This window comes from Ruminococcus sp. AF17-1AC (assembly GCF_003461385.1).
Lineage (GTDB): Bacteria > Bacillota > Clostridia > Oscillospirales > Ruminococcaceae > Hominimerdicola > Hominimerdicola aceti.
Window position 1 is genome coordinate 112436 of the sequence record NZ_QTWZ01000007.1, and the last position, 24043, is coordinate 136478.

General features: G+C 42.0%; 18 protein-coding genes and 1 CRISPR repeat array. Of the genes, 13 read left to right on the forward strand and 5 right to left on the reverse strand.

The features are described from left to right. From gspM to DWW81_RS06885, 4 genes are all read left to right on the forward strand, one after another. Window positions 1–717, forward strand: a complete 717-nt coding sequence (gene gspM, locus DWW81_RS06870; protein WP_117897015.1) for a type II secretion system protein GspM — start codon at window positions 1–3, stop codon at window positions 715–717. A gap of 147 nt (window positions 718–864) precedes the next feature. Then, on the forward strand, window positions 865–3060 hold the full coding sequence (locus tag DWW81_RS06875) for a hypothetical protein (protein WP_117897014.1): 2196 nt from the start codon (window positions 865–867) through the stop codon (window positions 3058–3060). A 17-nt stretch (window positions 3061–3077) separates the two neighbouring features. Continuing rightward, window positions 3078–3887, forward strand: a complete 810-nt coding sequence (locus DWW81_RS06880; RefSeq protein ID WP_022286800.1) for a type II secretion system protein — start codon at window positions 3078–3080, stop codon at window positions 3885–3887. A gap of 18 nt (window positions 3888–3905) precedes the next feature. Continuing rightward, window positions 3906–5753, forward strand: a complete 1848-nt coding sequence (locus DWW81_RS06885) for a prepilin-type N-terminal cleavage/methylation domain-containing protein (RefSeq protein WP_147338970.1) — start codon at window positions 3906–3908, stop codon at window positions 5751–5753. A gap of 131 nt (window positions 5754–5884) precedes the next feature. On the opposite strand, the gene DWW81_RS06890 is transcribed toward DWW81_RS06885, so the two are convergent. Further along, on the reverse strand, window positions 5885–6709 hold the full coding sequence (locus DWW81_RS06890) for an A24 family peptidase (protein ID WP_022286802.1): 825 nt from the start codon (window positions 6707–6709) through the stop codon (window positions 5885–5887). Window positions 6710–6867: 158 nt separating this feature from the next. On the opposite strand from DWW81_RS06890, the gene DWW81_RS06895 reads away from it, so the two are divergent. Beyond that, window positions 6868–8547, forward strand: a complete 1680-nt coding sequence (locus tag DWW81_RS06895) for a GspE/PulE family protein (protein WP_117857762.1) — start codon at window positions 6868–6870, stop codon at window positions 8545–8547. A gap of 27 nt (window positions 8548–8574) precedes the next feature. After that, the gene (locus DWW81_RS06900; RefSeq protein ID WP_022286804.1) at window positions 8575–9645 is read left to right on the forward strand and encodes a type IV pilus twitching motility protein PilT; all 1071 of its coding nucleotides are present in this window, start codon (window positions 8575–8577) and stop codon (window positions 9643–9645) included. A gap of 69 nt (window positions 9646–9714) precedes the next feature. On the opposite strand, the gene DWW81_RS06905 is transcribed toward DWW81_RS06900, so the two are convergent. The 4 genes from DWW81_RS06905 to DWW81_RS06920 all read right to left on the reverse strand — a co-directional run bounded on the left by DWW81_RS06905 (window position 9715) and on the right by DWW81_RS06920 (window position 15086). After that, window positions 9715–10596 (reverse strand): DMT family transporter, encoded by an 882-nt coding sequence (locus DWW81_RS06905; protein WP_117897012.1) that lies wholly within the window; start codon window positions 10594–10596, stop codon window positions 9715–9717. Next, entirely contained in the window at window positions 10586–10990 is a 405-nt protein-coding gene (locus tag DWW81_RS06910; protein WP_117897011.1) for a DUF3783 domain-containing protein, read from the reverse strand. The genes DWW81_RS06905 and DWW81_RS06910 overlap by 11 nt, the downstream gene beginning before the upstream one ends. Before the next feature lie 158 nt (window positions 10991–11148). Further along, entirely contained in the window at window positions 11149–13491 is a 2343-nt protein-coding gene (yicI, locus tag DWW81_RS06915; protein ID WP_046441435.1) for an alpha-xylosidase, read from the reverse strand. A 347-nt stretch (window positions 13492–13838) separates the two neighbouring features. After that, window positions 13839–15086, reverse strand: coding sequence for a CapA family protein (locus DWW81_RS06920; protein ID WP_117945377.1), 1248 nt, complete (start codon window positions 15084–15086; stop codon window positions 13839–13841). A 262-nt stretch (window positions 15087–15348) separates the two neighbouring features. On the opposite strand from DWW81_RS06920, the gene cas3 reads away from it, so the two are divergent. The 7 genes from cas3 to cas2 all read left to right on the forward strand — a co-directional run bounded on the left by cas3 (window position 15349) and on the right by cas2 (window position 23257). After that, on the forward strand, window positions 15349–17553 hold the full coding sequence (gene cas3, locus DWW81_RS06925; protein ID WP_181982691.1) for a CRISPR-associated helicase Cas3': 2205 nt from the start codon (window positions 15349–15351) through the stop codon (window positions 17551–17553). A gap of 307 nt (window positions 17554–17860) precedes the next feature. Beyond that, on the forward strand, window positions 17861–18580 hold the full coding sequence (gene cas5c / locus DWW81_RS06930) for a type I-C CRISPR-associated protein Cas5c (protein WP_117897008.1): 720 nt from the start codon (window positions 17861–17863) through the stop codon (window positions 18578–18580). Beyond that, window positions 18574–20376, forward strand: a complete 1803-nt coding sequence (gene cas8c / locus DWW81_RS06935; protein WP_117897007.1) for a type I-C CRISPR-associated protein Cas8c/Csd1 — start codon at window positions 18574–18576, stop codon at window positions 20374–20376. The genes cas5c and cas8c overlap by 7 nt, the downstream gene beginning before the upstream one ends. Before the next feature lie 17 nt (window positions 20377–20393). After that, a complete protein-coding gene (gene cas7c, locus DWW81_RS06940) occupies window positions 20394–21260 on the forward strand; it encodes a type I-C CRISPR-associated protein Cas7/Csd2 (protein WP_117863907.1) in 867 nt (288 codons plus the stop codon). Beyond that, on the forward strand, window positions 21260–21940 hold the full coding sequence (gene cas4 / locus DWW81_RS06945) for a CRISPR-associated protein Cas4 (RefSeq protein ID WP_117897006.1): 681 nt from the start codon (window positions 21260–21262) through the stop codon (window positions 21938–21940). Before cas7c ends, cas4 begins: the two co-directional genes overlap by 1 nt. After that, window positions 21933–22955, forward strand: a complete 1023-nt coding sequence (cas1c, locus tag DWW81_RS06950; protein WP_117897005.1) for a type I-C CRISPR-associated endonuclease Cas1c — start codon at window positions 21933–21935, stop codon at window positions 22953–22955. The genes cas4 and cas1c overlap by 8 nt, the downstream gene beginning before the upstream one ends. 11 nt (window positions 22956–22966) lie before the next feature. After that, on the forward strand, window positions 22967–23257 hold the full coding sequence (gene cas2, locus DWW81_RS06955) for a CRISPR-associated endonuclease Cas2 (protein WP_117863905.1): 291 nt from the start codon (window positions 22967–22969) through the stop codon (window positions 23255–23257). A 159-nt stretch (window positions 23258–23416) separates the two neighbouring features. Further along, window positions 23417–23978: direct repeats of the CRISPR family, unit length 32 nt; unit sequence GTCACGCTCCACGTGAGCGTGTGAGTTGAAAT. The last annotated feature ends 65 nt before the right edge of the window (window positions 23979–24043 follow it).

The following is a 24043-nucleotide window of genomic DNA, read 5'->3' on the forward strand; positions in this document are numbered from 1 at the left end:
ATGAAGTTGAATTATCGTGATAAAATGATTTTGATAGTAGTATTCGTACTGCTTATAATTGTTGCAGGTTTTATGCTTTTTATTAAGCCTGCCATTGATGAGTGCAGTCAGGCAAGCAGTGATCTGGAATCAGCAAAGGTACAGCTCAGCGAGCTTGAAGATCAGGTAGACAAGGATAAGAACCTTGCCGCTGAGATTCAGACACTTTATACAAGCACCTCACAGGTCGCAGCTAACTTCTATGATTATCAGGTAGCATACAAGGCTACTGATAAGGTTCGTGAGCTTTTTAATGTTGATGATGTAAAGATCAAAAACTCCAATATGACTATTTCATCATACGGCAGCACAGTTCTTTCGCCTTTTGCTTATGAGTCAACAGCAACAGCTACTGATTTTGACACTAAGGTAGATGAATACAATAATGCAAGCACAACTGATTCATCAGCTGCAGACGCTAATGCAGATGCAAATGCAGCTGCAGAAGATCCTAATGCAGCAGCTGCACAGACAATAGGTTACTATAGCCTTAACATTCAGTTCAAAAGCTCGCTTTCAGGTTTCAAGAATTTTGCTGACAACCTGACGACAAACAACGAAAAGAGCATGGTTATCCAGAATGTTAACATTGAGAATGTCAACGAAAGCGAGATCTCCGGTACAATGACACTGAATATGTACGTTCTGAAGAAGCTTGCTGATCCTTCTGCCAGCTAAGAGAAAACTATTTGGTAGGATAAGGAATATTTCTTATCCTGCCAATTAGTGCTATATAATGATTAAAAATTTTATATAAGTAATCAACCTGTGTAAAATGAAAAAAGTATAGCATAAGTGATAATAAAACTAAGAAAGGTGGTTAATATGAAGAATACTCCGAAGAGGAAACAAAGAAACAAACCCGGAGTCGTGCTTTTCACAGCGGTTGCTGTCATGCTCATGCTGTCAATACTTTTGACTGCAACTGTTTCTTTTGTTTCGGTAAACAGGACAAAAACAAATGATAACTATAAGAGCAAACAGGCTTATCTGACAGCTTCATCTACTCTTGAAAGCTTTATTAATCAGATACAGACTGATACTGCTCCAACCAATGACCCTACTGCAAAGGCTCAGCAGAAAAAGGCCATAGATAACCTTAAAAAGCTGGCAAGTGCTAATAGCGGTAAGGGTACTACTACTACTGTAAGTTACAACGGCGGTGACGGTAAAAGCGATAATATCGGTACCACAAAGATAACTGTAGCACAGGAGGGTACAAGTGTTGCAAATATCGTTGTTACCTGTGAAACTACTTATCTGGGAAAAACTGAAAAGGTAGCAGCTCATATTTCCACGCAGTCAGTTACAAAGCCTGCCGAATATACAAATACTATCGAGCTTGTTGGTAACGGCGGCGCAGGTTATGATAACCTTAACGTTATCGGTGATATGGCTGGTATCAATAATACCACTGGTAAGGTCTATAGATTTACAAACAATACTAGTATCTATGGTTCTTATCTTATGTATGGTTCTTTGGAGGTTTCAACTCAGCCTCTTATCATGCTCAAGCCTAGTCTTGTAGATGAAAAGCAGGGTTCAACTGTTACAATTTCTGAAAACCTTGATGTTTCAAATGAATTCCGCATCAACTCCACAATGGCAAGAGCAGACGGATATAACTATGTTAATATCGGTCAGAAGCTTTCCACTTCAAACCATATGGACGTTGGTTCTTCAGGTTTTGATGTCGATTTGTTCTGTTGTGAAGCTAACATCGGCGGAAATGACTATACACAGTATGGTAACTTCTACGTTTATAAGGGCGCAGGTGCTTATAATGGCGATGCAACATTTGGTGCAAATGGTCAGACGATCAATGGCTCTCTCTATGTCGAGGGTGATCTTAATGTCACAAAGTCACTTAAGGTAACAGGCTCTGTATATGTTACCGGCACTATCACGGGTAAAGATAAGATCGTCTGCCAGGCTTCAAATATTCATGAAGGAGCTGTTCTTAGCAAAGCAGGTCGTGACGCAAAGCCACAGATACCTGTATCTGCTGATGCCTATGTATATTATCCGGAAGATTTCTTCATGAGCAATGATACTAATGTGACAACGATCTCTGATAAATATCAGGCTTTCTATGATGGCTCAAACACTAAAACTTTCAATACCTTTGCAAGCGATTGGACTAATGTTGACTACACGCTTACTGAGCTAATAGACCTTACAGGAACAGGAGCTAAGACTCTGGTTAAAAGCCGCTACAAATTGAGAATAACATCAAGCTGTACATGGGCATCTGATCTTTCGTTCAATGATTATGGCAATGGTTCAAGGATCCTCGTTGATGTTTCTGATTCTTCAGGCGATATTGTTATAAGACTTCAAAATGGTCTTAGTCTTGATTCAAGCTGGTCTCCAACTATAGTTGTCAGAAATCGTTCAACTATAATTGATACAACTACAGGTGACAGAAAATACAACTGCTATTTTGTTTCAGACTCAGGCAGTGCTATTACACTTAATGGTATCGACTCAGTAACAGGCAAGTCCAAGCATTCGGGTTCAAGCGCATGTAACTATAACTTTAGTGGCTTGAAAATATTTGATTATGACACTTATGTTCGTATGTATGACGCTGATACACTTAATAATACTAAGGGTAATCCTGGTGCTCCACAGAGCAGCTTCATCCTTAATCCAACATCAGTGGACGTTGCAGGCTCTTACAGACCATCAAACAGCAGTATCATTTTCTTATTTGCTGAGAACACAACGCTTAGCGCCACAAACAACAGTTTCTTCCAGGGTTCATTCTACTCACCAGAAGCAATGGTTAATATAGCAACAAGTGGTCTTAGTGGACTTAATGTTACAGACTCAGCAGGCGGAAAAATGACCGTTCAGTGCTGTGCAGTCGGTGTAGTTATCGCAAACAGCTTTGGTAACGCCAATACAGCGTTCTATGTATACACTAAGCCTTCAACTACTTCTGTAATGCAGAATGCGAAGGGCGGCAAGGACGATTCAGCATTCGGATATACTCTTGACAGATATGATCACTATTAATTGAAAGGAGTATACTAATGAAAAAGAACAGCAAAAATAAAAAGGGTATGACTCTTGTAGAGGTCATCATAGCAATGGCACTTTTGTCAGGTATGTCAGCTATGCTTGTTACAGTTGCTGTAGCGGCAAAAAAACAGAATCTTGAAAACTACTACCGCAACAATGAAATGTATACTCAGGCAGTAAATGCCGAGCAGTATAATGATAACAAGACCGTCAATATGAACGAGTTGAAGGTAAACAAGTTCTCTTCAAGCGGCAAAACTACAAATGAGTTTGCCCTTGAGGCAGACTTTGGAAGCGGTATAAAGTTCAATACTACAGCCTATGGCTTTAAAGCAAAGCTTAATAATATTGATGAAGACGCAGGCTATCAGCTCAAATTTCTTCAGGGTAAGGACATAAACATTACGCCTAATCCTGAAAAGAGCGTTTACTGGGTAAAGTTTTATAACAATTCAGGGGCAGATATGAATTTCTATGCTCTTACGCCTGAGCTTACAGGCGGAAAGTTCTTTGATGTAAATAATAACTCATCAGGAAATTCACTTCTTATCCCTATCGGTGACGGTGGAAATCAGCAGTTTGGCGTTGTGCTTTCAGGCGTAACAGGAAGCGATTATTTCGGCTTCTCACAGTCATCTGATCTTTACAGCAGCACTCCAACAGCCGATGCAGCTGCATTTAAGATCACAGATGCGACCTTTGACCATTATCTTGAAAAAGATGCGTCAGGTAAAGCTACAGGTTATGTAGTTATCCATTATATGGGTGGCTCTGATTACAAAAACCAGGCTGAATATGACGATGCACAATCAACACCATAAGGAGGGAGGATCTTGAAAATGAATAAAAACCGCAAGGGTTTTACCCTTGTTGAGCTTATCGTTGTGGTAACGATTTTCGGCGTGATCCTCGGAGCTATCCTTAATATGATCAAACCTGCAAATAATGTTTATCATGACGCTGATGCAACAATGGAAAGCAATATCATAGGTTCAGGTCTTATAGACTATCTTGATGATGAGCTTAGATATTCGACCAATGTTCTTGTGCTTAAAGATTATATTGGTGTGCCTGATGTTTCAAACTCTGGTACTATCGGTGCAAGCGGTGTGACCTATTCAAACTGTATCGTTATTGACAATAATAATCTTCGTGGCTATAGTCTGAAAAACTATTCAGGCAATGACACGGATACAGCCGCAAAGAGAATGGGTGCAAAAGGCTGTATCCTCAATGTAGGTAAGGTAAATACAGAGGGCTTAAACTTTAATAATTCTGCTGTTGCAAGAGGCGTTGATTTTTACGACAATTATAAGTTTGATATCGGTGCAAGTATCAGCAAAATTGAGGAAATGTATACTCTCGACGTTTCTCTTACAGCCTATCAGCCAACATATGAGAACGGAAGCTATACTTTTACGAAAACAAAGTATAAAAAGGACGCAGCAGTAAATCTCACAAATATTAACATAGATGAAGGCGATTCATACAATGTTAATGACTATAAAGATTTCTCTGTAGCTCCTGATTATGTCACATATCCTCGGGCAACCACTGCTCCTGCAGGTTGCACAGCTCAGCAGGAAAAGTATTACAGCCTTGACGCTTCAAACACATATACTTATATTTTCTACGATAAGACAACAGTTTCAAGTTCAAAAACATACAGTGTAAAGTTTATCTACTCTGCTAGCGACCCTGATTCAACCCTTCGTGGTAAACAGATAGATACTAAGTCTGTCAAGGCGGGTACAGTTTATAAAGCTCCACCTTCTATGACACCAAGAACAGGTTATGGCACGCCTTATTGGGTAGACAGCAAAAATAACGTTGCTGATTTTACAACAGGCGTAACAATAAATAAGGATATGGTATTCTCCTGTGTTTATCCGCCTGTTGCACCGAAAACCCAGTTTACAGTAACGTTTGAGAATATCGACGGTTCTACATTTACAACAACAAGTGTCTATGATGGCGACTTTGCAAATGACCCGGGAATTCCAACTGACATGGATACTATAAAACAGGATTTTGTTAAGTGGGTATACAAATCAGATACGTCAAAGGGTCTTACTGATGTTTCTATTACAGATAGCTCAGTTGTTTTCGTTCCAGTTGTACAGAACAAGCATAAGGTTGAGTTTAAATTAAATGGTTCTTTAATAAATGCCTCAACTATTTATGTTTCTGATGGACAGTATGCAAATTATCCAGGAGCTACCCCTGTTTCGTCAGACGCTAATAAGGTTTTTTCTAAGTGGGTCGTTGAAGGTACAGCAGACGAGATAACCAGTGTTACAATTACTAGAGATACAGTGTTTGAAGCTGTATTTGTTGAAAAGCCATCTTTGCCTACAAGTCAGTCGGATAGAGTTACCATTATAATTGATTGTAGTGCAGGTAATAATTATTCCTATATGTATGGATACTTTTGTAATATGAATGCTAAGATAGTCAACGAAACGGATAATGAAGTCATTGTAGACAACTTTACTGGTAATTCTAATATTGATATTTCTAAGTATAAGGGCAGAGAAATTCGTTATGTTATAACTGCAACAATTCCTTATAACGTTCCTTGTTGTGTAAATCTTTGGGAAAAAGAGTGGCAAAATATTGATAATGCCTTTACTAATGTTACTCTTACAACCAGTGATCTTGGAAAAACATATTATGTAAAAATGTAGTTTATAGTCTTTCACAATCAGACCCCTCCACGGGTCTGATTGCTGAAAAAATCCCCTTAACAGAAAACTTCTATTAAGAGGATTTTTTGAGCAAAAAAATTCCGCAGTATCAAACTGCGGAATTTGTGCAATTATCTTATTATCAGCATTGCTTCGTTCATCATCTCGTTAAGACCAGTAAAGTCCATGTACCATGAACCGATCTGCTCTGAGTACAAAGCTGCAACAGCAATTCCTATGGAGAGATATGGACCAAATGCAAATACTGAATCACCGCTGCGGTGTTTCTGGATAAGTCCGCCGATCGAGCCTGTTATCAGTCCGATAAGAAGCGCTACCAAAGCACCCTGCATTCCGAGAAACAGCCCTGCGGCTGCCATGAGATATACATCTCCCATGCCCATTGCTTTCTCATGTGTGATAAGACAAATAATAAGCAAAGGCACGCTCACAATGAAAAATCCGATCAAGTGTGATTTAAGCGTAAGTCCCGTCTGATCTTTGCAGAAGATGTATTCCGCAACACCAAGCAAACCTATGAATATCACAACATATGTGTTGATAAGCTGAGTGTCCCAGTCCATGAAGAATACAACGATAAGAGCAGAGAATAACAGACAGACAAGTGCTGCACGAAGCGGATTGAAAATTCCATTAAAATGGTAGAATACCCATAAGTAGAGCAGTGCGTTCAGCGTTTCAACTATAGTGTATCTTGCCGATATCTTTGCACCGCAGCTTCGACACTTTCCACGAAGTATGCACCAGCTTACTATCGGTATCAGGTCACGCCGTTTGATCGGCTCACCGCAGGTCATACAGTGAGAATTTCGCTTGATAAGACTTTCATTTTTCGGCAATCGGTATATGCAGACGTTAAGAAAACTGCCTATGCACGCTCCGAAAATGAACACAAATACATAAATGATTATGTATGATAAGGTTAAATTATCCACAGTGATCCTCCTTTGGATTCATTAGTTAATATATTAATTTTATCATACTTTCATGAAGATTACAATAGATAATATGATTTTTTTGCGGTTTTTGCACCGCAGCAGACGTTTCCGCAGCGTCGGATCCTAAATCAATGCGGAGGATTGGAGTAATATATATGAGAAACGGCCCTATCGGTCAGTATCTGGTACAGAAAGGTCTTATAACTGAAGAGCAGCTTCAGGAAGTCCTTGCCAAACAGAAGGAGCAAAAGGGAAGACTTTTTGGTGATGTCATTATTGACATGAAGCTCGTTACCGATGTTCAGTTCTGTCAGGTCCTCGCCGAGCGACTGAATGTGTCTTATATCGACCTTGATAATACAGAGCTTATGCCTGATATAGTCAAGAAGATACCGGAGGCAACTGCAAGAAAGTATAACGTCATCGCCGTCAGCAAAATAGGCAAGCGTATGACCGTTGCAACTAATGACCCTATCAACTTCTATATTTTCGAGGATCTCCGTGTTATCACAGGCTGCAGCATAACACCTGTCCTTGCCACAAAGTCATCTATCAACCGTGCTATCGGTAAGATGTACTCAGAAGGTCAGGTTAACTCCGTTGTTGACGAAGCTACAAAGCAAAAAGAGGAAGAGCTTAACCTTGAAGAGCTCAAGGATATCTCCGAGGAGAGAATCGAGAACGCTCCTATCGTTAAACTTGCTACCGCTATCGTCGAGAACGCCCAGCGTCAGGACGCAACGGATATACATATCGAGCCATTCAAGGATAAAACCGTTATCCGTATCCGTGTAAACGGCGACCTTATCGAGCTTATGACTCTTTCCGCTGCACTTCATACTTCGCTTGTTACCCGTTTCAAGATCTTGAGCGGCATGAATATCGCCGAAAAGCGTATCCCGCAGGACGGCCGTATGTCACAGGTCGTTGACGGCACAACTCTTGACCTCCGTGTATCTAACCTTCCAATGGTGTACGGTGAGAAAGTCGTTCTCCGTATCCTCGCAACAGGCGATATGTCCCTTAGAAAAATTACTGATCTTGGTATGACCGAGTATAACTATAAGAGATTTGAGTCTTGCCTTAAAGTGCCACAGGGTGTTGTCCTTGTAACAGGCCCTACAGGTTCAGGTAAATCTACCACACTTTATGCCGCACTTGGCGAGATCTCGAAGCCTAATAACAATGTTATTACTGTCGAAGACCCAGTCGAGAAAAAGATCGACGGCGTAAACCAGTGCCAGATAAACGAAAAGGCAGGCATGACATTCGGTGCAGCCCTACGTTCTATTCTCCGTCAGGACCCTGACATCATAATGGTCGGAGAAATGCGTGATACTGAAACTGCCGAGATCGCTATCCGTGCCGCTATCACAGGACACCTTGTTCTGTCAACACTTCATACCAATGACGCCGCTTCTACTGTAACAAGACTTGTGGATATGGGCGTTGAGGCATACATGGTCGCAACCTCACTTATCGGTATCGTTGCTCAGCGTCTTACAAAGGTGCTTTGCCCTGAGTGCAAAAAGCCTAGAATGTCAACTGAGGAAGAAAACGAGCTTATGGGTCTTGACCATTCAGTACAGGTGTACGACCCATGTGGCTGTCCAAAGTGCAATAACACAGGATATAAGGGAAGAACCGCTATCCATGAGATCCTTCTCGCAACACCGTCTATGCAGGCTCTTATCACAAGGGGAGCAAAAGCTGACGAAATTCAGGAGCTTGCAAAGAAAGAGGGCTGTCACCTGCTTCGTGACAACGTTTCAGAGCTTGTTCAGCAAGGCAAGACCTCAATGGACGAACTTATCCGTGTAACATATGCTGTATAAAAAAGAAATATATGGAGGTAAATTCTAATGGCAATCGACATTAACAAAATTCTTGATGAAGCAAGAGCCCTTGGCTGTTCCGACCTGCACTTCACCGTAGGTATTCCGCCGATAGTTAGACAGGGCGGTAACCTGAGAAAGCTTTCCTCATATCCTGATATGACCGAGATCGAAATTCTCAAAATATGTGAGGATATGTGTACAGATAAGCAGCGTCAGTCTATCAAAGACCATATTGATACCGACTTTACATATGTATCTTCAAGAGGTTTCCGTCACCGTGTAAACGTGTATCGTCAGAGAGGAAACACGGCAATCGCTCTCCGTCTTTTGAGAAACGATATCCCGACCCTTACCGACCTTGACCTGCCACCTATCCTTGCAGAGTTCTCAATGAGACCTCGTGGACTTGTGCTTGTAACAGGCCCTACCGGTTCAGGTAAGTCAACAACTCTTGCCGCAATGATCGACCATGTAAATATCCATAAATCAGCTCATATCATCACTATTGAGGACCCTATCGAGTATATGCACGCTCATAAGAGATGTATGGTAAACCAGAGAGAGATCGGACCTGACGTACCGAGTTTCTCACTTGCCCTCCGTGCAGCCCTCCGTGAGGACCCGGACATTATCCTCGTAGGAGAAATGCGTGACTTCGAGACTATCGAAGCTGCTGTTACCGCCGCTGAAACAGGACACCTTGTTATGAGTACACTTCATACAACGTCCGCACCGTCAACTATCGACCGTATCATCGACGTTTTCCCTGCTCACCAGCAGCATCAGATCAGAACTCAGCTTGCTTCCGTTCTTGTAGGTATCTGTACTCAGACACTTTGCCGTACATTCGACGGCACAAGCCGTGTGGCTTGCTGTGAGATTCTTAACGCAACAGACTCTATTAAAGCTATGATCCGTGACGATAAGGTGCATCTTATCGGTTCAGCTATGCAGACAGGTAAAGCAACAGGAATGCAGACCATGGATCAGGAGCTTGCAAAGCTCGTTCGTTCGAGAACGATCTCCATGGACGTTGCGCTTGAAAAGTGCGTAAACCCACAGGATCTCAAGAGATTTATCGCAGGCGGAGCTTAAATTACAATATTAATAATAAAGAGCGTTTTTACCGAGAAAGTAAAAACGCTCTTTTTGTTTACCATTTTGTCAGCCCTTGACCTCGCTGTCATTGTGCCAAACATTGTTGTAAAGAAAAACAAGCACAGCCATTGCAATGATAATGAAATATCCAAGAAAGCTCCAACCATCAGGAATGTCGCCAAATAGGAAATATCCCAAAATCGTGGTAAAAATCAACTGCGAGTAATCATAAACTGATATTTCACTTGCAGGAGCGTGAGTGTAAGCCGCAGTTATAGCGAACTGTCCGCCTGCCGCACTTGCACCAGCTCCCAATAAACAAAGTATTTGGAAAATCGTCATAGGGTGGAAATCTAATATTAGAAACGGCAGGGTGAACAAGCAGGAAAATCCCGAGAAGTATGCAACTATCACCGCACCATTTACTCCATGCTGTCCTAAGTATCTTACGCAAGCGTAAGCAAGTCCCGCTCCCATTCCTCCTAGAAAACCGATAAGGGCAGGGAAGAAGTCCACATTCTGAAAACTCGGCTTGATGATAAACAAGCTTCCTATAAATGCACAAACTACAGTGAAACCCTGAAAGAAAGTCAGCCGCTCTTTAAGGAAAATAAAAGAGAAAATGATAACAAAAAACGGTGACATTTTGTTTAGCATGGAAGCGTCCGACAGCACAAGATGATCTATGGCATAGAAGTTTCCAAGCATACCCAACGTGCCGGCAAGCGCCCTCACAAAAATGACTGCATTGTTCTTTTTGCCCTCAATGTGAAAGCGTATGTGATTTTTCTTTAGCACTCCGATAGCGAAAAACAACGCCACAAAGTTTCTGAAAAACGTTTTTTGCACCGTCGGTAAGTCTCCCGAAAGCCGCACAAATGCGAACATGAATGCAAACGAAAAAGCCGACAGAATAATGTAAATAATAGCCTTGTATTTACTTTTCATCTCTGTCACCTCCGTTCATGTAAATGTGTTCACGCCTCAACTCTTTTATAAGCTCGCCCACCTTCCACTTTTGATTATGCAATGTGACCATTGCTTTTAACTTCACCGTAGCTTCTTTTTCCCTAAGCTTTTTCAGTATCGGGTCAAGGCTCCTGCCGTCAATGCCCGAAAAAATAAGGCACTCGTCCGTGATGTCCTCGCCCTCTTTTTCAGACCTAACAAAGCCCTTGAAACCGCAAAGATATCCCACCTGCTGTCCCATTATCTCATTGTCAAAGAAAACAGCCTCCGCATTTTCGCTTTTAGCAATATCTTCAATAATATCACGCTTTTGCGAACTGATATTTATGCCAATAATCTTTTTCGGTATAACACTTCTTATTCTTGACTTCATAAAATTACTCCTTAAATCGTACTATCTATATTATACCCCGATCTCATATTTTCTTCAAGAGCAAATATACAGAATTTTTACCCTCATTTGCCCCGATTTTATGTGTGAACGCAAAAAAAATCGCCCCGATCTCTCGGAGCGATAGTTTTATTTAGCGATCAAAGTTCAATAATTACCTTGCCACTGAAGTTAGGAGCAATTTCAACAGTCTTGTCTGTGTTAGCCACAGCGATCTTGAAGCTTGCCTTTGTGTCAGTGTATTCGCACTCGATCTTGTTGCCATGTCTTGTAGCTGTCAGCTCGAATACCTTGTTTGCCTCAGTGTCATAAATAGGGCAAACTGCACTCTTACCGTCTTCAAGCTCGTAGATAGTGAATGTTGTACCCTCAAGATAATCATACTCTATCTGTCTTTCAAAGTTGCCGTATGCAATAATGCTGTTTGGCTTAGCAAGAGCAGGGATCTCAAAATATGAGCATTTGTGCTTATACCACTTGCCGCCCTCAAGAACCTTGCCGGTGATAATATCTGTCCACTTGCCCTCCGGTACATAGTATTCAGCGATACCCTCGTCATTAAGGATAGGAGCAACAAGAATGTTGTCGCCGAACATATACTGTCTGTCAAGCGTCAGGCAAGTTGGGTCGTCAGCAAAGTCGATGACCATTGCTCTCATTACAGGTACGCCGACCTCGTGTGTCTTGATAGCCTGAGCCCACAGATAAGGCATGAGCTTGCCCTTGAGCTTTGTAAAGAAGCGCAGAACGTCGCAGGATTCCTCGTCAAAAAGCCATGGCACTCTGTATGACTGGTTACCATGTAGTCTTGAATGTGATGAGAACATACCGAACGCAGCCCATCTCTTGTAAATGTCAGGTGTAGCAGTAGCTTCAAAGCCTGCCATGTCATGTGAAGTGTAGCCGAAGCCTGAGATACAAAGTGACAGACAGCCTCTTACAACCTCAGCCATTGAGTTGTAGTTTCCTGAGCAATCTCCGCCCCAGTGAACAGGGAACTTCTGACCACCTGCTGTAGCAGAACGAGCAAACAAGCAAGCCTTGTTCTCTCCAAAATATTCTTTCAGTACATTGAATACACACTCATTATAAAGATATGTGTAGAAGTTGTGCATCTTGATAGGGTCAGAACCGTCATAGTAAACAACATCTCTTGTAGGTATTCTCTCACCAAAGTCTGTCTTAAATGTGTCAACACCCATTTCGCAGAGCTTTCTCAGATATCCTGCATACCACTTGCAAGCCTCAGGATTAGTGAAGTCAACAATAGCCATACCAGGCTGCCACTCATCGCACTGGAATACAGAGCCGTCAGTTTTCTTGATGAAGTAGCCGTTCTTCATACCCTCGTCAAAGAGCTTTGAACGCTGACCAACATATGGGTTGATCCATACGCAAGTTTTCAGACCCTTGTTTTCGTGAAGTCTCTTGAGCATTGCAGGTGGGTCAGGGAACTGTGACTTGTCCCATTCAAAGTTACACCACTCAAAGCCCTTCATCCAGAAGCAGTCAAAGTGGAATACCTGAAGAGGAATATCTCTCTCAGCCATGCCGTCGATAAATGAGGTGATAGTCTCCTCATCATATGTTGTTGTAAATGAAGTTGTGAGCCACAGACCAAATGAGAATGCAGGCGGCAGTGAAGGCTTGCCTGTAAGGTCAGTGTAGCCCTTGAGTACGTCAGTGAGGTTAGCACCGCCGAATACATAGTATTCAAGGCTCTCACCTGGAACTGTCATGGATACCTTAGAAACAGTGTCAGAGCAAACCTCATATGAAACCTTGTCAGTGCTGTTTACAAATACGCCGTAGCCCTTTGAAGAAAGATAGAATGGGATAGACTTGTAAGACTGATCTGAGCAAGTGCCTCCGTCAGCGTTCCATATCTCAACGTTCTGACCGTTCTTAGTGAATGTTGTGAATTTCTCGCCGAAGCCGTAGAAATATTCGCCAACAGAAGTGTCAAACTGCTCTCTGATGTATGTTCTTGTAGGATCGGCAGGGTAGCTCCAGAATGTGTCGTCGAGCTGTGTCTGAAGTCTTGCCTGCTGCTTGTAAGCACTCTCGAAAATAACGCCTGTCGATCTCCAGCCGCCGCTTGTGAGTTTCTTATCCTTATAATAGTATGTGAAGCTCCAGTTTTCCTTAGAAACAACGAGCTTTGTGTCGCCTGTAACAAGTACGGCTTCCTTGTCTGTAACAGTTACCTGTGGCTTGAAGCCCTTGTCCTCGAGAACAAAGTGCGGACCATTGTCAACATGACCCTTGTGATGTGTGATGCTTACCTTTACGCAGTTCTCCTGAGTTGAGGTGTAAGCGATCTCAAGGTTAGCACTTCCGAGCATCATAGCTCTGTTGTATACAACGAAAGGTGTTGCCACAACGAGGAATCCGTTTTCGATCTCTTCGATCTCGAAAGCCTGATTTGCATAGTTTACTTCGTAGCCTCTCTGGTTGAGCCAGAAACCGTCAGCAAATTTCATGTAATAAACCCTCCTGTAAATTTAAAATAGTTTTCAGAATATAAAAAAATGAAAATTTTATCGGGAAGTCCGTTCCTCCCCCTTTATGTATATTTTATAGCATATTTGCCTAAATTGCAATAGTAAAAAAGTGATATGTGCAAGTATTTTAATGGATTGAGCATATTTTAGTGTAAACATTTCATGAATTGATATTTACATTATATAAATTTATTAAGATGTATGTAAACCTTTACACAATACCCCAAAAAAGCGGACGGCATAAAAGTCGTCCGCAGAAACATCATATTCTTAATCAACTTTGCAAACGGGACGTCGAGGGCGCCGTCCCCTACATATTGCCCCGACTACTCAATACTAAGAAACTCATCAGGTATGTAAGACAAGCATTGCTCCACACTCTCACGAGTGAAGCCCTCAACATAATTCTTGGCAAACAGCTCGTCAGTGTATTCCGCATAAGGATAAACAGTGCAGTTGTACCAATCGCCGTAGTATGAATCACCCTCAAAGTGCGATATTATCGGTATCGCCTTAACGTTCTCGAATGTCACCTCATTTGTGTCAGGGTTTTTAACAACATTGAGCTTGCCAATAAGTCCCACAAGCGATTTTGTGTCATACATAGTCGAAATAAAGTTGCCCAAACCGTAGTAAACGAACGCCTGTCCGCCCTCAGGCTTGTCAAGATATCCGCAAGTGCTGATAGTGTGCGCCTGCGTGCCTATTATCAGGTCAGCGCCCCACTTCACAAGCTTAGGCGTTATCTCCGTCTGCTGTTCGTTAAGCTCGTTCTGTATCTCTGTGCCGTAATGACATGAAACCACAACAACGTCCGCCATTTTGTCAGACTCTTCTATCTGAGCCTTTATCTTGTCCTCTTCATCAAGATATATCACCTGAGCACCGTCACCGCTGAGATAATTACCATTTGTGTGCTCCATATATCCCAGAAAAGCAAATTTTATGCCGTTGACTTCCATGGTCTTGATAGTGTCAGCGTCCTCCTGCGAACGATAAGCACCGTAATGCACAATGCCCTTTGTGTCCCAGTAATCAAGAGAGCTTATAAGCCCCGATTCCCCCTGATCGAGAACGTGATTATTTGACATAGAAACCACATTGAAGCCCATGTCAACTATTTTGTCGCCCACAGCAGTTGGCGATGCGAACATAGGATAGCTTTGTGGTTCAACGCTGTCTGTAACAAGCGTTTCCTGATTGATTATAGCCACATCAGTGCCTTCTATGTACTTTGTAACGTGTTCATAAGCCTGCGTGAAATCATATTTTTCACCACCGCCAAGCTTTAGCGCCTCATTATAAATGTTGTCGTGTATAAGGTTGTCGCCCACGCAAACCAGCGAGCAGGTGTAGCTTGGCTGTTTCTTTTCTTCTTCATTCACCTCGACCTCTTTTTTACTGGAGCTGTCCTCAGTTTTTTTGACTTCCGCTTTGCTCTCGGTTTCGGTCACTGTCAAAGCGTTTCCGTCAAGCTTGCTCGCATCAAGCTTACCGCATGATACAGCACTCAGCGACAACATCGCCGAAAGAGCCACTACTGTGATCTTATTGTATAAAAGTCTGTACTTCATATAAATTCCTCTCATAACATTTTAAAAAAATACAAATTTACTTATAGTTTAATTTTAACACATTTTTAAATAATAATCAAGCCAAATTTTCAAAATGTCGAATGCTTTATGTTGACCTATATATTATAATGTATTATAATAAAAATATAACAATTTGTACAAATATTTGTTTATGTGTACAAAAATTTTCCCCACAAGTATTAAATTGTATGCTATAATAAATACACAGAAAGATTTGTCTATCTAAAAAGGAGAAATGACCATGGAATATTACGCACACACCCGTGAGGACGGTGAAAGGCAAACTGTAAAAGCCCACCTTATAGGCGTAAGCAAATTGGCGGATGGCTTTTCAGTAGATCTTTTGAAACCCCTTGCGAAAAAAGCTAGCCTGTATCACGATATAGGTAAGTATGCTCTTAACTTTCAGAAACGGCTTGATAATGACAAAGTAAAATTCAGCCACGCCGCCTGCGGAGCGATAGAGTATAAAAATCTTGCAGATAAAAACGATGCTTTCGCACCCCTTATGGAGTATTGCATCGCAGGACACCACACAGGACTTATGGACGGCGGCACAGTTGCGGACAACTCTGACGGCCCGACCCTAAACGGTACACTAAAAAGAGCAGACGAATATACAGGCGATAGTGACTACAGTGCATACACTACTGAGATAGACTTTGCCACACTGACTCAGGAAGAAATAACGCCGCTGCGTAATGAACTGCGTTCTGCCCCAAACCCCACCGAGCTTATAGAACGTTACGCCTTTTTCACCAAGTACGTGTTCTCTTGCCTGACAGACGCAGACTTTCTCGATACTGAAATATTTTGCAATAAAAATGTTGAACGTGGCATGAGCGGCGATTTTAAAATGGCGCTTGATAAACTGAACAGAGAATTAAGCGATATGCCGTCAAATACTCCATTAAGGCAAGCAAGAAGCCGTATTCAGCAACAAGCTTTTGATAATTCGGTCAATAAAAGTCATATTTCAATTCTTGATATGCCAACAGGTAGCGGAAAAACCTTATGTAGTTTGAAACTAGCCTTAGAAAGCGGAAAGAAGAGAATCATATACGTCATACCTTACACAAGTATAATAGAACAGACCGCTAATAAGTTTGAAAAAATGTTCGGCGACGTTCTCCCTGTCTTACAGCATCATTCAAATTATTCCTATGACGGCAACACAGAGGAAGAAAAGAAAACGGCTGAAAAGCTCAAAAGGACCTGCGAAAATTGGGACGCACCACTTATAATCACCACAAGCGTGCAATTTTTCCAATCCATATACCATTATAAAGGCTCGGCATTGCGAAAGCTCCACAATCTCCGTGACAGTGTGATAGTTTTTGATGAAATACACCTTATTCCAACAGAACTTCTTCGTCCCTGCCTTAAAGCTGTGGGCTATATAACAAAGTATCTTAACAGCGAAGCCCTTTTTCTCTCCGCCACAATGCCCGATTATTCTAAGCTTTTTGATAAGTTCCTGCCAGATGTGAACTATAATAAGCTTGTTACCGACCGAACTAATTTTAAGTATTTCAAGAAATGCGAATATAAAGACATGGGCAGAACCACTCTTGAAACCATTGCAGAAAATGCCTCTCGGTGTAAAAATGCCCTGATCGTTGTGAATACCAAGAAAACAGCGGCAGAGCTTTATAGCCTTGATCAAGGTGAAAAATATCACCTTTCCGCCAATATGACCCCAGCCCACAGAAGCCGTGTCATAGAAGTAGTAAGAAATAAGCTTGAAAATGGCGAGCATATCACAGTAGTTTCAACTTCACTTGTAGAAGCAGGCGTTGACCTTGACTTTAACACAGTTTTCCGCCAGCTTTCAGGTTTAGACAGTATTTTGCAGGCAGGGGGCAGATGTAATCGTGAGGGTAAAGATGACAAGGGCTATGTGTACGTTTTTGACATTGACGAAACATACCGCAAGGGAAGCGACCTTGCCATGCGAATTAACAAGACTAAAGGTTTACTGGAAAAGTACCAAGACATAACTTCCTATGATTTTATTAAAGAATACTACGACGGAATTTTCAACTTCAACCAAAGTCGTATAGCTGAAAACTCTATTGCGAAATATAACGAACAAAGCAACTCATTCGACCGCCAAGGCTTAATGTCACCATACAGCATACCATTCCGAAGCTATGCAATGCAGTTTGAATACATCTCCGCCGACACTATCTCTATCGTTATCGACGATCCTAACGACCAGACTTGCCATGAACTTGTTGAAACCTTGCGTAATGGTGATATGTCAGTAAGAAGAGCATTGCAGAAATATTCAGTGTCCGTCTATATGAATGTTTTCAAGGATCTCTATTCTCAGGGTGTGCTTAACGATCACGGCACAGGTATATTCATTCTTGAAAATCAAAGCTATTATAATAATGAAACAGGTCTGACCACCGAAGCCGCAATGCAGGATTATTTCATCTAAAACAAATGGCAGGCTGCCACCAAGACAGTCTGCCACTTGCTGCATTCCATATCGTACCGAATACGAATATTTTTCAACTCACATATGCGTAAAGCATAGACAAATATATTATACAAACATAAGTTTAAAAAGTCAACGTTTTTATACCACAAACCACTGAACAAAGAATTGTGAAATATGCCGAAAATCCGACACTTTTTTTATACATGAAAACTATTGACATTTTATTCATAATGGTGTATCATATATGTAAAACGAAAGCAATGTACCAAATACTAATATAAGTCTTAAAAGGAGTGATGTAAAAATGAGCTATGGTTTTAAAATCATCGTGACAGGTGACTACGCTTGCTTTGCAAGACCAGAAATGAAAGTTGAGCGGGTAAGTTACGACGTACCCACCCCAAGCGCATTGGAGGGGCTTATCAAATCGGTGTATTGGAAGCCTGCCGTGCGCTACCAAATAAACAAAATAGTGGTGTTCAACCCTATCGAGTTTACCAATATCCGACGAAACGAGGTCAAAGATAAGCTGTTGTTATCATCAGTGAAACAGCAAATGAAAGGTGGAGGCTCGGCGGAGATGTACACCTCAGAGATACGAAGTCAGCGAGCGGCAATGGTGCTGAAAAATGTGAAATATGGGATAGAGTTCAGCTTTGAACGTACCTATCTTAAATCAGACCACCCAGACGAATCTGATGAGAAGCATTATAACATAATGCTCAGACGTCTCAGAAACGGCCAGCATTTCAGACAGCCATGCCTTGGCTGCCGTGAATTTGCAATAAAGAGTATTGAACTTGTTGACGACTTTGACCTTACGCAGATAGCACCGCAAAATATGGGTGATAAAGACCTTGGCTTTATGCTTTACGGCATGAAGTTTGAGGACGGAGGCAAGCCTGTCAATAATGATTGGAATGACCCTAAGTTTTCTGACAAGGCCGACGCAGTTTTCTACCGTCCGCATATGATAGACGGTGTTATCGACGTTGCAAAATACAGGGAGGAGATTAAATGCTGATAAAAGCCTTGTGTGATTACAGTGCTTTGCAGGAGAATAAAACTCCTGCAGGCTATTGTAAGCAAGCCATACACTTTGAAATTCTTCTTACCCCCGAGGGCAAGATAGCTGCGATAAATGATGTAAAAGAGCCGAAGATCATTAATTTGAAGAATGGCAAAACTAAAACGAATTACGTTCCGATAATGGAACAGCTTCCTGTAAGAACACAGAAACCGGGCATAGACAAAAACACGATCGAACACAGACCACTCTACATATTCGGTCTGAACTATGATAAAGGAACTTTGACCCCTACAGACGCTACCAACAAAGCGGCAAAATCACACAAATGCTTTTGCGAATGGAATGAGGAGTTCTTTGAGAATATAGACTCGCCTATTTGCAAAGCCTATCTTAACTTTATCCGTACATGGGAACCTGAGCAGGAAACCCAAAACCCACATCTTTTTGCTTTAGGCAAGGAGTATTCAAGCTCCTACTATGAGTTTGGACTTGACGGCTCTCCTGAAATAAAACTTCACAATGACAGCAAATTCAAAGCTGCCTATGAGGATTATCTCGCCCAGCTTAACGCCGACAGCGACAGTGACGATACCGAACTATCCACCTGTTCCATTCTTGGTGAGAAGCTCCCGCAAGCCCGTATCCATGATAAAATAAAGGGTATCAAAGGTGGAATGTCCTCAGGCTGTGTCCTCGTTGGCATGAAAGAATCTGCCTTTGAGTCCTATGGCAAGAAACAGTCATACAACAGCAATGTTTCTGAGAAAGCCATGAAAATGTATACCTCTGCACTTAATTCTCTCCTTGCTGACAGAAGCCATTACAAGACTTTTGACGATATGACAATAGTTTATTTCGCAATGAAGAAGAACGATGCGGAAGAGTGCAATATGTTTGCCGGTATGTTCAGCGGATTTGAGGACGAATTAAATAAAACCGTTGTGACCGAAGCCGACCGAAACATAAACACTGTCATGACCCAGCTTAAACAGGGCAGGACAGCTGATATGCCATATGACCCTAACGTAGAATTTTACGTTGCAGGCTTTACCCCAAACAGTTCAAGAATATCCCAGAAGTTCACCTTCCACGATAAGTTCGGCAGGATATTTGATAATGTACTCAAACATCAGCAGGATATCGCATTCACTGAGGGTCAGCATCAAGTAAGCATTGAACGTATCAAGCGTGAGCTTATTTCACCGAAATCGTCCAAGGAAACAGTTCCGCCGCCTCTCACCGCTGCACTTTTTGAAGCAATACTCAAAGGCACAAGATACCCTGATGAACTGCTTTCCACAGTAATAACAAGGGTCAAGACCGACAGCAACGAAGATAACAACCATTTTATAAAAATCAATGACGTAAGGGCAGGCTTGATAAGGGGCTGCATAAATCGTAAATATAATAAGGAGATAATAAAAATGACATCAGAACTTGACAATAAAAATCCAGCCACTCTCTGCGGCGCACTTTTTGCAGTGCTTGAGAAGATACAGCAAGATACTTCAGAAGGAACGCTTAATAAGACAATAGTCGATACGTATTTTTCATCAGCTTGTTCAAGACCTGTAACGGTGTTTCCACATCTTGTTGATTTATCTTTTAAACATTTAAAAAAATATAAGAGCATAGAGTTACGCAACTATTATAAAAATCTTACCCTTGATATAATAGCTGATTTGGAGGAAAAATTTCCTCATACCCTTTCTAATGACGAACAAGGAATGTTTATTGTAGCCTATGCTAAACAGAATAGAAAGCTTTACACCAAAAAATCAGAAGAATAAAGAAAGGACGAAATATTATGGAAAACGCAATCAAGAACAGATATGAATTTGTAATGCTTTTTGACGTTGAGAACGGCAACCCAAACGGCGACCCTGATGCAGGCAATATGCCTAGAACAGACCCCGAAACAAGCCTCGGTATCGTTACAGACGTGTGCCTTAAAAGAAAGATAAGAAACTTTGTGGAGCTTACCAAAGAGGGCGAAGCAGGCTACAATATCCTCATCAAGGCAGACAAAGCCCTCAATACAAAGTTCACTGAAGCTTATAATACCCTTGGCCTTGCCACAAAGCAGAAAGGCAAGAATCCTGATGACGTTAAGCAGGCTCGTGACTATATCTGTCAGAACTACTTTGACGTAAGAACTTTCGGTGCAGTAATGAGTACAGGCGACGATCCATGCGGCATTGTAAGAGGTCCTGTACAGCTCAACTTTGCAAGAAGTATCGACCCTGTTTTTGCTCAGGATATCACAATCACAAGACAAGCAAGAACAACTGAGGACAGACAGCAGAGCGGTGAGACCGAAATGGGTAAAAAGAGCATAATCCCATACGCTCTCTATCGTGGCGAGGGCTATGTTTCCGCAATGCTCGCTCAGAAGATAACAGGCTTTAGTGAGGACGACCTTGAGCTTCTTTGGACATCTATCATCAATATGTTCGAGCATGACAGAAGCGCCGCAAGAGGAAAGCTCTGTATGCGTAAGCTTATCGTGTTCAAGCATGACTCCGCCCTGGGCAATGCCCCTGCACATATCCTCTTTGACAAGGTGTCAGTTAAGCTCAAAGACGGCGTGACAACTCCAAGACATTACTCAGACTATGATATCTCCATAGATAAGGATATGCCTGAGGGCGTTACCCTTATTGAAAAGCTCTGATGAGCGAAGATGTAACTATCAATATCCGTGACATACAGCATTATATGTATTGTCCACGCAGGTTTGCTCTTTTAGAAGTTAATGACGACTGGGCTGAAAACGCCTTTGTCGTCAAAGCAAACCTCCTCCATGAGAACGTCCACAGCGGCGAGCGCAACTTTGAAAATAAGCGTAAGATCGTCCGAAGTGACGTGTCAGTGTATAATGATGACCCTAAGTACAATATTTTCGGAGTTGTAGATTGTATCGAGTTCGTCCGTGACAAATGCGGCGATTATATAGATACCCTGGACGGCACATTCCGTGTGGAAATTGTGGAGTATAAACCCACCAGACCCAAAGCAGGGGAGTTCAATCAGACCGACGCTATACAAGTCTATGCGCAGAAGCTTTGCGTGGATAACGTATTTCATTGCAATAGCCGATGTTTTCTGTACTATGCAGATGTGCGCAGACGATCAGAATTGCCTTTTGATACTCAGGGCGCAGAGTATGATAAAATGCTTTGCGACTATCTTGGAAAAATGCGTGAGATACTTGCAGCGGATATTATCCCAAAGCGTGTAAAAGGTCAGAAATGTTCAGGCTGTTCACTGTCGGATATGTGCTTTCCAAAAGTGAAGAAATATAGCGTGAAAAATACGATTTTCTCCATGAACGGAGGCGAAAACAATGCGTAAACTGCTCAATTCACTTTATATTCTCGAAGAAACTGCCTACCTCACACTTGACGGCGAAAACATAGTGTGCAGGGCAGAGGACAGCGAGAGGTTCCGTGTGCCTTTTACTAATATCGAGGATATCTATATTTTCAGCTATTCGGGCTGTTCACCTGCGCTTATGGGCAAGTGTGCAGAATATGGCATAGCCGTTAATTTTATTTCTCCCCAAGGTAAATTTCTCGCAAGAGTTCAGGGCAAAACAAAGGGCAACGTCTATCTGCGAAAAGAGCAGTTTGAGATTTTTTCTATTCCTCAGCTCGACCTTATCAGGAATACTGTCGCCGCAAAGCTTTCAAATACACGTTATCTTATCAGACGTTCGCTCCACGATAACCCGGATATAAACAGTGACGGAGCGCTTACAGATTGTATAAAATATCTTGAAAACGGCATAAAGACCGTCTATGAAACTTCCGATAAAGATATCATCATGGGTATCGAGGGAAGCTGTGCAAAGGCATATTTTGATATATTTGACCGACTGATACTCCACCAAAAAGAAGATTTTTATCTTGCCAACCGCACCAAACGCCCACCCCTCGACAGAGTAAACGCCATGCTCTCATTTCTGTATACTATCGCAATTTCATCATATACATCAGCCCTTGAAAGCGTAGGACTTGATAGCTGCCTCGGCTTTTACCATGCCCTGCGTTCAGGCAGAAGCAGCCTGTCCTGCGACCTTGTAGAGGAATTTCGTTGCGTGGTGGAGCGACTTGTGCTTACCATGATAAACTTGAAAATGATAAAGCCCGAGGACTTTGAAACTCAGGTCAGTGGCGCAGTATACCTCTCCAAAGAGGGCAAGAAAAAAGTCCTCACCGCATGGCAGGAGCGTAAGCGCACAAGCATAGTCCACCCATATCTGGGCGAAAAGATACAGCAAGGGCTACTCCCATATGTGCAAAGCTCGCTTCTCGCAAAATATATCCGTGGCGAGCTAGATGAGTACCCGAACTATTTGCTGAAATAGAGGTGATATAAATGATGACCTTAGTAAGCTATGATGTATCAACAACAGATAATAAGGGTAAAACAAGGCTGAGAAAAGTGTCGAAAGAGTGTCAAAATTATGGACAGCGAGTGCAGAACAGCGTGTTTGAAATAGACGTAGACTATGGCACTTTTCTGAAAGTGAAAGATAAACTTCTGAAAATAATAGACCCAAAGCATGATAGTCTGCGGATATATTACTTAGGCAACAATTGGAAGCATAGAATAGAACACTACGGCACCAAAGAGACCTATGACCCCGAAGGCGTCCTAATATTTTGACCAGCGTACCCCAAGTGATCCACAAATCCCTAGTAAGTTCGCATGAAAATGCCATGCTATTTATGAATGTACAGTGAACAAAATCAAACCGATACCAATTAAATAAAAAAATAAGTCCGCATCACGTTGAGCAAGCACCAGATATACACAACATCAAGTGTCACGCTCCACGTGAGCGTGTGAGTTGAAATGCACATCTTAGCCATTAAAGTTGATTTACCGCTACCGTCACGCTCCACGTGAGCGTGTGAGTTGAAATTTGTACTAGCCCTATGATATAATCTGCACTTGTGTCACGCTCCACGTGAGCGTGTGAGTTGAAATTATCTTTGTATTGCACTTGACCTCTTTAGAGGACGTCACGCTCCACGTGAGCGTGTGAGTTGAAATGAATTTGTTTATCAAGCAGATTAAATCGTTGAACGTCACGCTCCACGTGAGCGTGTGAGTTGAAATATGTTCAACTTTAAAGTTTCTAAGGTCAGTGAAGGTCACGCTCCACGTGAGCGTGTGAGTTGAAATGTGAAAATAGGACAGATAATGATAAAAATTAATAAGTCACGCTCCACGTGAGCGTGTGAGTTGAAATTTCGAGTTAAGTTAATGACATTTTCAAGGGCATGTCACGCTCCACGTGAGCGTGTGAGTTGAAATGCAAGCTACATCACCAATGAAGTACCCGAGGTCGGGTCACGCTCCACGTGAGCGTGTGAGTTGAAATACGCTGATTTTCACTAATCCTGTATAATAAAACTTGACACATACAAAACAATCAAAGTATAATAA